This is a genomic window from Janthinobacterium svalbardense, from assembly GCF_002327145.1.
Lineage (GTDB): Bacteria > Pseudomonadota > Gammaproteobacteria > Burkholderiales > Burkholderiaceae_D > Janthinobacterium > Janthinobacterium tructae.
The window spans coordinates 702,425-716,283 of sequence record NZ_CP023422.1 but is presented as its reverse complement, the minus strand read 5'-3'; the positions used below and the strand labels follow the sequence as shown (position 1 = coordinate 716,283).

General features: G+C 61.8%; 10 protein-coding genes. 5 read left to right on the top strand and 5 right to left on the bottom strand.

The genetic code is table 11. The features are described 5' to 3' along the window. Positions 1–267: 267 nt before the first annotated feature. Complete coding sequence (locus tag CNX70_RS03090; RefSeq protein WP_096233390.1) at positions 268–2,295, bottom strand: aminotransferase class V-fold PLP-dependent enzyme; 2,028 nt, start codon at positions 2,293–2,295, stop codon at positions 268–270. 153 nt (positions 2,296–2,448) lie between these two features. On the opposite strand from CNX70_RS03090, the gene CNX70_RS03085 reads away from it, so the two are divergent. Continuing rightward, the gene (locus CNX70_RS03085; RefSeq protein WP_096233388.1) at positions 2,449–2,946 is read left to right on the top strand and encodes an Lrp/AsnC family transcriptional regulator; all 498 of its coding nucleotides are present in this window, start codon (positions 2,449–2,451) and stop codon (positions 2,944–2,946) included. 196 nt (positions 2,947–3,142) lie between these two features. Next, positions 3,143–5,050, top strand: a complete 1,908-nt coding sequence (locus tag CNX70_RS03080; protein ID WP_096233386.1) for a methyl-accepting chemotaxis protein — start codon at positions 3,143–3,145, stop codon at positions 5,048–5,050. Here the strand turns inward: CNX70_RS03080 and CNX70_RS03075 are convergent. Continuing rightward, positions 5,013–5,513 (bottom strand): thioredoxin family protein, encoded by a 501-nt coding sequence (locus CNX70_RS03075; RefSeq protein ID WP_096233383.1) that lies wholly within the window; start codon positions 5,511–5,513, stop codon positions 5,013–5,015. The two genes, CNX70_RS03080 and CNX70_RS03075, sit on opposite strands and share 38 nt — an antisense overlap. Before the next feature lie 290 nt (positions 5,514–5,803). Here CNX70_RS03075 and CNX70_RS03070 point away from each other — a divergent pair, with 290 nt between their 5' ends. From CNX70_RS03070 to CNX70_RS03060, 3 genes are all read left to right on the top strand, one after another. Next, entirely contained in the window at positions 5,804–6,970 is a 1,167-nt protein-coding gene (locus CNX70_RS03070; protein ID WP_096233381.1) for an HPP family protein, read from the top strand. Further along, positions 6,967–8,064 carry a M48 family metallopeptidase gene (locus CNX70_RS03065; RefSeq protein WP_096233379.1) on the top strand — a complete coding sequence of 366 codons (1,098 nt, stop codon included), beginning with the start codon at positions 6,967–6,969 and terminating at the stop codon, positions 8,062–8,064. Before CNX70_RS03070 ends, CNX70_RS03065 begins: the two co-directional genes overlap by 4 nt. 134 nt (positions 8,065–8,198) lie before the next feature. Further along, positions 8,199–10,010: a DUF885 domain-containing protein gene (locus CNX70_RS03060; RefSeq protein ID WP_096233377.1), complete on the top strand. Its 1,812-nt coding sequence runs from the start codon at positions 8,199–8,201 to the stop codon at positions 10,008–10,010. Positions 10,011–10,082: 72 nt separating this feature from the next. Here CNX70_RS03060 and CNX70_RS03055 read toward each other — a convergent pair whose 3' ends face one another. From CNX70_RS03055 to CNX70_RS03045, 3 genes are all read right to left on the bottom strand, one after another. Further along, on the bottom strand, positions 10,083–10,922 hold the full coding sequence (locus CNX70_RS03055; RefSeq protein WP_071079792.1) for an HDOD domain-containing protein: 840 nt from the start codon (positions 10,920–10,922) through the stop codon (positions 10,083–10,085). Positions 10,923–10,998: 76 nt separating this feature from the next. Continuing rightward, positions 10,999–11,631 (bottom strand): transcriptional regulator, encoded by a 633-nt coding sequence (locus CNX70_RS03050; protein WP_096233374.1) that lies wholly within the window; start codon positions 11,629–11,631, stop codon positions 10,999–11,001. Positions 11,632–12,307: 676 nt separating this feature from the next. Beyond that, complete coding sequence (locus CNX70_RS03045; protein ID WP_425269247.1) at positions 12,308–13,663, bottom strand: IS4 family transposase; 1,356 nt, start codon at positions 13,661–13,663, stop codon at positions 12,308–12,310. Between the last annotated feature and the right edge of the window lie 196 nt (positions 13,664–13,859).

Here is a 13,859-nt window from a genome sequence, read left to right as displayed (position 1 = left end):
ACACTGGCGAAGACGGAAAGCGAAGCGCCGGAGCGTTGCGACGAATCTCAGGGTATAGGGAGATTTTCTGAACTTCATCGTAGGTGCGCCCTGCGGGCAAGACCGTGCGCTAGCGTACATACCCGAGGTTTTAGGGACGTGCAGGCAAAGAAATCAGCCCGTTCAGGGTGGAAAAATGCCGAGAGGAAACGAAGGGGAGAAAATAAACGGAGACACCGTACCAATGATGGCACGGCGCAACATTTCTGAGGAGAAACTTCAGCCCCGTCAGGCCGCGATGGCCAGCGGGTGGCGCGCCGCTTCCGCCATCGCCATGCCGCCGTTAAGTTGCCATGCCGCAGCATGGCCCAGGCGGCGCAGACAGGCGCCAGCGCGCGCGCTGCGGTTGCCGCTGCGGCAGAAAAAGACCAGCGGGCGTTGAGGCTGCTGCAGCCATGCGGCCACCTGCCCTGCCAGGCGACTCAGCGGTACGCTGTGCACGGCGCAGCCCTCGAACACGGTTCCGGCGCAGGCCGCGTGTTCATACGCTTCGCGCACGTCGACGAGGATGGCGTCGGGATGCTGGCGCAGGAAAGCGGGCAAGCTGGCCGCATCGAGCTGCAGTTCGCTCGCGGGGGCTGCGTCTTCGCGTGCGGCGCGCACGGTGCAGCAGATGCTGCCATCGTCGCGTGCGCCGCACAGCACGGTGTCCGGCGTCAGCAGCGCCGCATCCAGCAAGGGCCTCAGCGCCTCGGGCGACAGGGTGCCGATGAAGGCGAAGCGCTGCCCCAGCAAATACACATGGTTTTCGCCACACTCGACGCGGCGCAAACGCTGCTGGCCCAGTGCCAGCTCACCGTCGATATCGATGCGGCCCACCTGTTCGATAGCGAGTTCCTGCAACAAGGCCAGGCGCGCCACGCCATGGTCGGCGGGCGCCGTCGTGTGCACGATGGCGCGCAAGGCCAGGTGCTGGCAACGGATGAAAGCGGCCAGGCGCGGCACGAGCGCGGCGACAGGATCGATGACGACGCAACTGGCGCTGGCAGCGTCGCTGAGCAGCCAGGTGCACTGGCCATCGACGCTCAGCTGGATTATGCCGTCCTGCGGCGATGGCGCCAGCGCCGATGGCAACAAACAGCTGCTGCGCAGCGCTTCGCCGCAGCGCTCGATGCGCGCGCAGGCGGCCGCTATCGTCGCCGCATCGATCAGCGGGCCGAACGACAAACGGATGGCCGAGCTGGCGCGCCATTGCGGCACGTGCATCGCTTCGAGCACATAACTGGGCAGGGCCTTGGCGGCGGAACAGGCGCTGCCCGAGCTGACGCGCACGCGCGCCGCGTCGAACAGGTCCAGCAGCTCTTTCGAGGACAAGCCCGGCACGGAAAAATTGAGCGTCGTCGACAAGGACAGGTCGAACGGCATATTGAAAACGATGCCGGGGAAAGCGCGCTCCAGGCTGGCCACCAGCTGCGTGCGGAAAGCCGCCAGTTCCGCGTGGCTGCGGAAGGTCTTGCCATCGTCCAGCGCGGCCAGCACGGCGCCCAGGGCGGCGATGCCGGCCATGTTCTCCGTGCCCGAGCGCAGGCCCGCTTCCTGGCCGCCGCCCATCATCAACGGTGTAAATGGCGCGCCGGCGCGCACATACAGCATGCCGATGCCCTTCGGTGCATACAGCTTGTGGCCGGAGAACGGCGCGTAGTCGATGCGCGTGGCGGCCAGGTTCAGTTTCAGCTTGCCCAGCGCCTGCACGCAATCGACCATCCAGTAGGCGTCCGCACCGCGTTCCTGCAGCAGTTGCGCGATGGAGGACAGGTCGCTGATGACGCCCGTTTCATTATTCGCTGCCATCGTGCACAGCATGGCCGCGTCGCCGATCAGCGCATCGAGTGCCTGCAGATCATGGCGCCCGTGTGCATCGACGGGCAGCTTGCGCACTTCCAGGTTCAGGCCCAATAAACGGTTCCAGTGCGCCAGGCTTTCCGGCACGGCCTTGTGCTCGGTCGCGCCATACAGCAGCAGGCTGCCGATGCGCTTGCCCGCGTCGCGCCGTTCGCGCAGCGCGCACAGGGCCGACAGCACGGCCGTCTGGATGCCTTCAGTGGCGCCGCTATTGAACATCAAACGACCGCCTCCCACGCCCAGCAGGCCGCCGGCGCGCTGGCGTACGCCATCCAGCATGGCCTTGGCCCGCAATCCCGTGGCATGGGTGCTGCTGGGATTGCCATAGCCCTGCTCCATCGCTTGTCTGGCCGCGGCAACGGCGGCGGGCAACACGCAAGTGGTGGCATTGCTGTCGAGGTAGATTTCTTTCATGATGGCAGTCTGAGTATTCTCTAAAAAGGATGCAGCGCAAGTGGCTGGAACGTATGGATAGTTTACCGGCAGGGTGCCGTGAAGATATGCCAAAAGACACTGCAACTACGCTACTATGCAGCATGTTCATGCTATAAAAATCGGAATAGTAAAATGAATTCACCAAACACCACGCTCGACAAATTCGACTGTGCCATCCTCGCCGCCCTGCAGCAGGATGGCACCCTGTCGATCGCCGCCCTCAGCGAGAAGATCGGCTTGACCAGCACGCCCTGCTGGAAACGCGTCAAGCGCCTGGAGGAAGAGGGCTATATCGAGAGTCGCGTGGCCATCGTCAACCGGCAAAAAGTGGGCTTGCCCGTGACCGTCTTCGTCAGCGTGCGCACGGGACAGCACGATGAAAAATGGCTGCGCCGCTTCGCCGCTGCCGTCATCGTCTTGCCCGAGGTACAGGAATTTCACCGCATGAGCGGTGACATCGACTACCTGCTGAAAGTCGTCACCACCGACATCAAGGGCTACGATACCTTCTATAAAAAGCTCATCAAGGCCGTGCAGCTGACGGGCGTGTCGTCCGCCTTTTCCATGGAGCAAATCAAATGCAGCACGGAATTGCCGCTGGAATTGATCGCCCACGGCTTGCCTGCCTGAACGCTTTTCCACCCCGCGCAGGCGGACATGAAAAGCACGCATGTTAACGGCTTGCGCTTGTTCCCGTAAAGCAACACAACACATTAAATACGGCATACCTCCTCTATATCCCTGTTATCCGTCGCTATACTGCGCACTTGTCCGTCCCTTTCTGGCAACCTCTGCCGGTCGCGCGGGCCCATTCCCAGGGTCTTCCATGCATCTGCTTCGCCATCTCTCCATCCAGAAAAAACTGATGTTCAGCATGGGCTTATGCCTGCTGCTTTTCATGGGAATTTCATCCTTCCTCAGCGTGCGCATGAGCAGCGACTATGTGCGCGAACGCGTCGTCGGCCAGGAACTGCCAGCCCAGGTGGGCGAAATCCGCAATGATGTGCTGCGCCAGATCAACCAACCGCTATCGGTCGTGCAAACGATAGCCAATGATGTCTTTTTGCAAGACTGGGAAGACGCAGACCTGGCGGACAGCGGCTTGCCGACCTTCCAGCGCTACGCGAAGATGCTCAAGGAAAAAAACAAGGCAGCCGTCGTCAGCTGGAGTTCGCAAACTGCGTCCAAGTACATGACCGATGCGGGCCTGATCCGCACACTGGACAAGCAACAGCCAGCCGATCATTGGTTCTTCAGCATGCTCGACGACAACAAACAGTACGCGATCAATCTGGACCGCGATCCAGCCTCGGGCAGTTTCATGCTGTTCCTGAATGCGCGGGGCCAGACGGCCGGTGGCAAGGCCGTCATTGCAGGCATGGGCTTGAGCGTCGACGCCATGGCCGACACCATCCGCAGCTACAAGGTCGGCCAGACGGGCCATGTCTACCTGGTACGCGCCGACGGCAACCTGCTGATCCACCGCGATCCGGCCCTGGCCGACGGCAAGCATCAGTTGCAGGACTTGCCCGGCTTTAATGCCGCATTGAGCAAGACTCTGCTGACCGGCAACAAATACACCTATGCGAGTTATGCGGCGCCGGCCGGCAAGCAGCTCGTCGCCGCGTCCTTCGTGCCGGAATTGAATCTGTATGTGATGGCCGAAGTGCCGGAAGCGGAAGTGCTGGGCAATGTCACGCGGTCGGCCCTGATCGCCGCCCTGATCGCCGGGCTGGTCGGTGGCGGCATCGCCCTGTGCATCATTTATGTCATCAGCCGCGCCATCGCCGCCCCCGTCGCACGCGCAGCGGACATGCTCAGCGAGATCGCCAGCGGGAACGGCGACCTGAGCCGCCGCATGCCCGTCGAGTCGGAAGACGAGGTTGGCGCACTGGCTGCCGCCTTCAACCGTTTCGTCGCATCGTTGAACGTGACGATACGCGAAGTTCGCGACAGTACCGGGGCGATTGCCAGCGCATCGAGCCAGATCGCATCGGGCAATTTGGACCTGTCGGCGCGCACGGAAACCCAGGCGTCGAGCCTGGAAGAGACGGCGGCAGCCATGGAAGAACTGACGTCGACCGTGAAACAGAACGCGGACAACGCGCGCCAGGCGAACCAACTGGTGGTATCGGCTTCAAGCCACGCCGTCAGGGGTGGTGAAGTGGTCGGACAAGTCGTGCAGACGATGGGCGCGATTACGGAAAGTTCGCGCAAGATCGCGGACATTATCGGCGTGATCGACGGCATTGCCTTTCAAACCAATATCCTCGCCCTGAACGCGGCGGTCGAGGCGGCGCGCGCGGGCGAACAGGGCCGCGGCTTTGCCGTAGTGGCGACAGAAGTGCGCAACCTGGCGCAACGTTCGGCAGCGGCGGCCAGGGAAATCAAGGACTTGATCGTCGACTCGGGCAGCAAGGTGGAAGCGGGCAGCAGGCTGGTCGACTCGGCCGGCGCCACCATGCAGGACATCGTCGTGTCGGTCCAGAGGGTCGCCGACCTGATGGGAGAAATCGCTTCAGCCAGCCAGGAGCAAAGCCAGGGCATCGCGCAAGTCAATGCCACCGTCACGCAAATGGATGACGCGACCCAGCAAAATGCGGCCCTGGTGGAAGAAGCAGCAGCGGCAGCCCAATCCTTGCAAGATCAGGCCGGCCGGCTGGCGCAGGTGGTCAGCGTCTTCAAGCTGGAAGAAATTACATCGCCGGTGCTTTCACGCTCGCCGCTTGCTTGAAGAAATCATAAATGCCGCTTTCACTCATGCGGCGCGCATTCGCCAGTTCGCCACCCTTGGTGGCGTACAGCACCTGGTTATTGTCGCTCGATACCAGCACGGCAGCCGGGATGCCTTTCTTGAGCGGATTGCCATAGGTTTGCGCCACGTCCAGGTTATGGTCGAAGTTGCCCACGTCGACCTTGACGACCTTGAACTGCTGTTGCATCAACTCGGCGTTCTTGCCTTCTTTCAAGGCCTTGTCGAGCGCGCGGCAATCCTCGCACCAGTTGGCGCCAAAGATCAGCAAGACAGGCACGTGCGCCGCCTTGGCCTCGGCCAGCGCGCGGGCCACGTCGGCCTTGGCGTCGGCCGCCGCGTTGTACGGCAAGTGTGGCGTGGCGACAGGGTTGCTTGGTGTCGGCGCGGCGGCAATGGCGGTGCCGGCAAGCAGCAGGCTGGCAAGAAGAATGGAAAAGCGCATCAGGGCTCCTGAGAGAAATCGTGAGGCCAGCTGAACAGCTGCCAGCGGGCGTGATTGTCTAGAATATGCCTGCTTGTGGGAAATATCCACCATTTAATTGCACTGTGCTTATGCGGAAAACGTATAAGCGGCACCAAAAGAGCCTTCCATCATCGCGGCCTCCAGGAACTTGCTGGAGCAACACGGCTTGCAAGCGCTCTGCGCGCAAGAGTAGCACCGGCAGCGAAATGCAACGCATGGGATAATCTCGGGCTCACACAGAGCAACGCGGCCCGAACGCGCCCTCCCCCATGACGACTTCTTTCCTGGCACGCTGGCTGCCGCAACCGAACAACGGCAGCCGCCGCGAACAATTGCGCGCCTGCGCGGGCGCCATCTGCGGCCTGTTACTCACTGGTCTCATCTGCCATTTCCTGCTGGCCCCCGACAGCGCCAGCGTCTACCTGATCGCGCCCATGGGCGCCTCGGCCGTGCTGCTGTTCTGCCTGCCAGCAAGCCCGCTGGCGCAACCGTGGTCGGTGGTCGGTGGCAATGTGGTCTCCGGCCTGGTCGGCATGGCCTGCGTCAAATGGCTGGGGCCCAGCGTGGGCGTGGCGGCGCTGGCCGCCTGCCTGGCCATCAGCGCCATGTTTGCCCTGCGCTGTTTGCATCCTCCGGGCGGCGCCGTGGCGCTCACCACCGTGGTCGGTGGTGCCAGCGTGCATGCGGCCGGCTTTGAATTCGTCTTCATCACCGTGCTGTTCAATTCCGCCGTGCTGGTCGCTTGTGCCGTGCTGTACAACAACCTGACGGGCCGCCGCTACCCGCACATCCAGCAACTGGTGGCGCCGCATCCGCACGCCACCAGGGATGAGGTTCCCAGCAACCGCCTGGGCTTTTCGCCCGATGACCTCGACGCCGTGCTGCGCCAGCACAGCGAAGTGCTCGACATCAGCCGCGACGATTTGCAAGCCATCTTCCTGCAAACGGAAATGCGCGCCTACCAGCGCCGCTTCGGCGTCGTCACCTGCGCCGACATCATGTCGAAAGATGTGCTCAGCGTGGAATTCGGCACGCCGCTCGATGTGGCCTGGCGCACCATGCGCGAGCACGATGTGGGCGCCTTGCCCGTGCTGAACCGGGCACGCCGGGTCATCGGCATCATCACGCAGACGGATTTTCTGCGCCATGGCGGCCTCGACGATTATCAGGGCATGCGCCAGCGCCTGCGCGGCCTGCTGCAGCGTAGCGGGCTTTCCCACAGCGACAAGCCCGAGGTGGTGGGCCAGCTGATGACGCCATCGCCGCACACGGCCCGCCTGGGCACGCCCATCATCGATCTGGTGCCCCTGATGGCCGACGCCGGCTACCACCATATTCCCATCCTTGACGATGAAGAGCGCCTGGCCGGCATCATCAGCCAGTCCGACCTGATGGCGGCGCTGTACGCAAGCCGCTTTGCCGAGGAGGCCGCATGACGCCATTCCAGGCACTGCTGACGGGCCCCGAGGGCGGCGCCGCCGGCACGCCCGTCAGCGCACATTTTTTCGGCAGGCAGCTGGCCATCAACGCGCCCGGCCATAACGTGGATGTGGCGCAGCTGGTCGTCAGCGTGGGCGGTGTCGATGGGCCGGAACTGTTCCTGAACTGGCTCGATGCACAAGGACGGCAAGCCTCGCTCAAGCCGCTGACAGCGGGCGACATCGCCATCGTCTTGCGCGAAGCACCACCCGCGCTGCAGCCGCAACTGCAGCGCCTGTGGAGCGAGCGCCAGCGCAACCGGCGGCAAGTATCGGGCTGGCTGGCCGGCTTGACGGGCGCGGCCGTCGTCGCCTCTGCCCTGCTGTGGTGGCAGGGCAGCCATGCCATCGGCGCGCTGGCGGGTTGGATCCCCTTGTCGACGGAAAAGCAGCTGGGTGAACTGGCTCTGGCGCAAGTGCGCGCGCAGGGCGGCATCAGCGAGCACGGCGTGGCGCAGCAAACGCTGCAGGAGATCGGCCGCAAGCTGACAGCGGGGTCGCGCTACCAGTACCGCTGGCTGGTCAAGCAGGATGACACGGTCAACGCGTTTGCCATGCCGGGCGGCATCATCGTCGTGCATACGGGCTTGCTGCGCCAGGCGGGCGATCCGGGCGAGCTGGCCGGCGTGCTCGCGCATGAAGTACAGCATGTGGAACAGCGCCATTCGCTGCGGCAAATGATCAGCAGCCTGGGCTGGGGCGCCCTGATGGGCCTGACCATCGGCGACATCAGCGCCGTGGCCGCCATGCTGGCGCACCAGGCCGGCACCCTGTATTTCAGCCGCGACATGGAAGAGGAAGCGGACCGGCTCGGTTTGCTTGCCTTGCAGCGCGCGCAGATTCGCCCCGATGGCATGCTGCGCTTTTTCCAGAAGCTTGATGACAAAGACAAGGCCAGTGTGCCGGGATGGATTTCCTCACACCCGCAAACGGCGGCGCGCGCGCAGCAGATCGAGAGCCTGATCTCCGCCACGCCCTGCCCCGCCTGTCTTCCCTTGACCAGCGGGCACTGGCAGGCGATGAAAGCAGGCCTGCCGCCTACGGCGAAATAGCAACATTCCCCTCATACAATTTATCCAACCGCGCTGGGCAATGGCGTATGCTTACGCCCCGGCTGCTCCATCGCGACCGGCCACCCCGACCCCCAACGCCTCCGTTCATTCCCTCCTTACAAAGGACATCGCGCATGAAGCATCGTTTTGCCGCCGGCACCCTCGGCACCCTGGCCATCTCCCTGTTGCTCGCCTACGCGCCCATGGCGCAAGCAGTCCAGCCCATTGCCAAAAGCGTGGCCGTCAGTGCGCCGAAAGCCAAGCAGCAGTTGCAAGTGCTGGCCGACCAGTACTACGATGCGCAGGCCCGTTTCGAGCCGATCAATGCCACCGAAAGCGGCGACAACCGTTTTGACGACCAGCTCGGTTCAGCCATCGTGCCTGCCGCGCGCGCAAAACAGTTCGCCCTGTACCGCCAGTACCAGAAGACCCTGCGCAGCATTGCCCGTGCGCAGCTGTCGCACCAGGACCAGATCAACTACGATATCCTCGACTATGAACTGGCGACGGCGCTGAGCTTCGAGCGCTTCCCCGAATACCTGCTGCCGTTGAACCAGATGGACAGCATGCCCGTCACCCTGGCCAATTATGCGGGCGGCGAGGCATCGCAACCGCTGACCACGGTCAAGGAGTATGACGCTTACCTGAGCCGTATCGGCCAGTTGCCGGGTTGGATAGACCAGGCCATCGCCAACATGAAAGTCGGCATGCAAAAGGGCATCGTGCTGCCGAAGGCGCTGACGGAATCGGCCCTGCCACAATTCAAGAAACTCGTCAGCGCCACGCCGCAAGACAGCGTCTATTACACGCCCATCAAGAACTTGCCGGCCAGTTTTTCTGACGCGGACAAGGCGCGCCTGACACAAACCTACACCGTCATCATCGCGGCCAAGCTGATGCCTGCGCTGCAGCGCCTGTCCACCTTCATGGAACGCGATTACCTGCCGGCCGGCCGCACGAGCAGCGGCTGGAGCGCCCTGCCCGATGGCGCTGCCTGGTACCAGGCGCGCGTGGCCAGCAGCACCACAACGGATTTGAAACCGGAGCAGATCCACGCCATCGGCTTGAAGGAAGTGGCGCGCATCCAGGAACAATACGCGATCGTGGGACCGAAGATGGGCTACACCGGCCCGGCCGCCGGCTTGCCCGTGTGGGTCTCGGAACAGGCAAAATACCGCCCGTTCAAGACGGAGCAGGAAGTGCTCGACGTCTACCGCAAGCTGAACGTGCTGCTCGACAGCAAATTGCCCGCGCTGTTCACCCTGGTGCCGAAAGCGCCGCTGGACTTGCGCCTGGAGCCTGAACTGAGCCGCGACACGGCCGCCGATCACTATACGGCCCCAGCCGCCGACGGTTCGCGCCCCGGCGTGTTCTGGTCCGTCGTCACCGACCCGAAACAGTATGGCGATACAGGCATGACCACCTTGTTCCTGCACGAAGGCAAGCCTGGCCACCATTTTCACCTGGCGCTGGTACAAGAGATGGACTTGCCGAACTTCCGCCGCTTCGGCGGCAACAATGCCTTCACGGAAGGCTGGGCCCTGTATGCGGAAACCCTGGGCAAGGAAATGGGCCTGTTCGACGATCCGGCCCAGTACTTCGGCCACTTGAACGACGAGATGCTGCGCGCCGTGCGCCTGGTGGTCGACACGGGCTTGCATACCAAGGGCTGGACACGCGAGCAGACCATCAAGTACATGCGCGACACCCTCGGCTATGACGCCGTGGCGAAAAGCGAAACGGAACGCTACATGGCGTGGCCGGGCCAAGCGCTGGGCTACAAGATCGGGGCGCTGAAGATCGTCGAACTGCGCCAGCGCGCGCAGCAGGCATTGGGAGACAAGTTCAGCCTGCCGAAGTTTCATGAAGTGGTGCTCGGCGACGGTACCCTGCCTTTGAAACTGCTGGAAGCCAAGGTCGACCGGTGGATCGCGCAGCAAAAGTAAAACGCAAGGCCTGAAGACAAAACGGCAGCACCTCGATGGCGCTGCCGTTTTTTTCGCCGGTAGCGTTTTCAGCTACACCAGCAACGCCGCACTCATCGAGCGTACTTCCTCGTTTGACTCGGCCAGGATGCTTTGCAGGGTTTCGTTGTCGATAATGAAATCGATGACAGAATCGGAAGGTGTAAGCATTTCCACGTACGTCACCTGCAACGGCGACGGCACGGGCGACAGTTGCTTGGCCAACAATAAAGTATCGAGCAGGGAATCGGGAGGAATGGACAGCAAGCCATCGCGCAAGCCTTCGATGGCGTCGCTCACGGCCAGCGGTATCAGCAGCTTCTTCATGACTTCGCGGGAAATGATTTCTTCGGCGGACTCCATCCAGTGATCCGCATCGTCGTCGAGCAGGCCAGGAAATTCATCGGCACGCGACAACAAGTAAAAACCACCCACCTCATGCACGATGCCGGCGAATAGCGCCGTGTCCGCATCGACGTGCGTCACGCGGCGGGCCAGCACGTGCGCCAGCGCCGCCACGTGGGCAGTGTGCTCCCACAGCTGTGTCGCCTTCTGGCGCAGCACGGGGTCGATGATCTTGCTGCCGAACTGGCGCACCACCATGGCTGCCACCAGCGCGTACAGATTGCGGTAACCCATGCGCATGACGGCGGCGCGCACGCTGGTCACGGGCGCCGCATCGCCACGGCTGTACACGGCAGAGTTGGCCAGGGCCACCGTGCGCGCCGCCAGCAAGGGCTCGGCCAGCACCAGTTTGATGGCATGATCGATATGGCAGTCCGGTTCGGCCAGAGCCAATTGCAATTGCAGAGCTGAATTAACACTCGTGGGAAACGTTAATTCACCGCGCACTGCCTGGGAAACAATTAAACCGAAAGCCTGTAGTTTATTCATCATACGATCAATCCGCCTCAGAGTTTTTTCTAGCTAAAAATTTCATGCAGCAGAAATTGAATGCCAGACCCGGCCTTTAGAATACAGATGGCAAGTCATTCACTTGCAAGGAAGCGTCTGGTAATGCCAGCGCCTGCAATAGCGATTCATCGCCGATGACAAACAACTTCGGCTGCTGTAATACCTGCAGCAGAAATGGCTGACCTTCGCGCAGACGCCGGCGATAATCGGCCAGCGTATATAAGTTGGGATTGATTTTACGCCGTAAGGTTCGCTCGGCCGGGGCCAATCCTGTCAACAGATCGCCATAATTGGCGTCCTCGCCCACCAGCAGCAAGTCGATGGCGCTACCGGGCATGTCCTGTCCCTTCGCTGTGGCACCAGACACAAAGGCCAGGTGCAACTGGGCTCGCAAGGGCGCCAGAGTCGCACTGAGCACGCCGACGATGCCGAAGGTCTTCTGCACCAGTCCGCTCAGTTCGGGATACACGAGGCTTTCCTTGTTGGGCCAGAAGCGACGCACATTGCCGATCCGCTCAGAAGTGATCAGGCCGGAGTCATGCAGGCGTCGCAGTTCCCGCTGCGCCGACGCGCTGCCCAGGCCCGTCAAACGCATGATCTCGTTCAAGTGAAAGCCTTCATTCACGCGGACAAAGAGCAAGCCCAGCAGTTTCTGCTGGGCGGGAGTAAACAGGGCTTGGGCAATCATGCGCCAGATCTTAGCATGAATAAACTGGAAACTGGCGTGCCGAGGGCAATAGTACGTGATAGCACCACGACGCGGTGCTACGCGATCAGCAGCAGTTGGGCGAACACATGCGGGCGACGTAGCGCTTGCCCAACTGCGGGTAGCCAGCCATCAGTCATCCTTGTGAGCGCTCACTTCCAATCCATTGATACCAACCGCATCACCTGGGTTTACCTATCCATTCAAACATTCCCATGCAACAGTAACTCGGCCATATTGATTCACAAACCAAACGGAATAATCTCGGCATATAGCGTTGATTCCAATCCCAGCCATGAATAACAGTGCGACTTTCATTGCATCGTGCATTTTCCACTTACCCGTACAGCCAATATTTCAATCCACCATATAAATAACGTTTTTTTCAGTAATGAAAATCCGGATATAAATGGCTCACCATGATTCTTCGCATTCCCCGCTATTCGTGCGCAGGCTTCGGATAAGCGCACAGGCATAAAAAAAACGGCACCCGAAGGTAATGCCGTTCAGATAGCGCCCCTACGCGACCAGTAGAGCTGCAAAACGGATTAAAGCCCCAGTCGCCCGCACAGGTGTAGCGGGCCAAGCGAGGCTGAAAAATGTCGAGGGCAAGGCGCAGCGACGAAGACAGTACGCATGTACGGCTAGGAGCACCTCGTTATACACAACTTTTGAGCGCCCCAATTTCACGTAGCGTGCGTATCGTTTCCACCGCCACGTGAACATCCTTCAATCCAAGCCAGATCGTCTTAACGCCGGGCTCGCCATCGCTCTTGCGAGCCAGGAACCCGCCGATACAGGCGACCTGGCGCAGAACGTCATTCAGGCGGGGTTTGTCTGGCGGTGTTTTTTTGCGCAGCAGGTAGGCCGCTTGAATCTCATCGGGGTCGAAGAACAGTTCCGCGTCCAAGTCCGGACAGGTGCGGCCCAAGCGCATCAAACGCGCAATGCGCCAGGCCACCACCATGAACAGCGCCAAGGCCCGTTCAAGCTGTGTGATCGACCCCAGTTGCATCGCCTCAACGCGGCAGGCGTTTTTCAGAACGTCAAACAGCATCTCGATTTCCCACCGCGCGCGGTACCAGTCGATCAGCTCGACGACCGCCTCGGGCGTGGCGGCCTTGCGGTTGGTCAGCAAGCGCCATTCGATCGGCTTGACGCCGTCCGGCGCATCGATCTCGCGCGCGATCACGCAGGTCGCGACGACGCTCTTGCCTTTGCCCGCAGGCAGACTCACTGTGCGTACCCACAACTGCTGGCGCACCGTGCGCGCCTTCACCCCGTGCCGTGCCGCCATCGCGAACGTCAACTCGCCGATCGGCGCGCCTGTGCCCGTATGCTCCCACAGCTTGTCGCCGTCGGGCAGGCAGCGGTTGTGTTTGGCGCGCACCAACCAGTCGGCCGGCGCGCCCAATTCCTGCGCGCGCAGCATCAGCGGCACCAGATCGGCCTCGCGGTCGGCCACATATACCAGCCGTGTGGCGGGCAACTGCACCGCCATCTCGGCGATCCGTTCGTAGCCTTCGATCCAGCGCAGGCTTTCCTTCGGGCCGCCGCGAGCGCCAGTCTTGTCCTTCTTTTCACGCGCCCACATCCACGCGTCGATGATACCCAACGGCTCGCGCGCGGGTGTGACCGCGTACGTCGGATGAAGGTACATGCCGCGCTGGGCTTCGTAGCTCAACGGACCGAGGCCGAACGCGCGTTGGCCATTGAAATCGAGCTCGGTCGTATCCTGCAGGCACAGCACCACCGGCAGCGCGGCCATGCGCTGTGCGGTTTGCTGCCAATGCGGCGCCATGATCGCCTGCCAGTCGACGCTGTTGTTGTCGAAGAAGCGATACGCCGCCATCGTTTCGCCCCAGCCTTGGCACGCCTTCGGCACGCTCGCCGTCGGGTCAGCCGCAAATCGTTCCATCAATATCCTCGCTCGTTTGTTCAGGCGTGCATCGCCCAGGTCGAGTTGTTCAAATTCCGTCTCGGTCCAAGGTATTGCTACTGGTGCTATCGCCAATTCGTCCACGCAAAAGGCGAGAGTAAACCTGAATCGTGGCCAGTTTACAAGGGGCGTGTTAAATCCTTGAATATAAACGTGTTTTTACGCCGACTGGGCAGCGGTACGGACTTGTGTATAACGAGGTGGGCTAGGAGCTGCAACGCCGCCATCGGCATTTTCTCGGACTCGCGTCTCCGGCCCGCCATTTTTACGT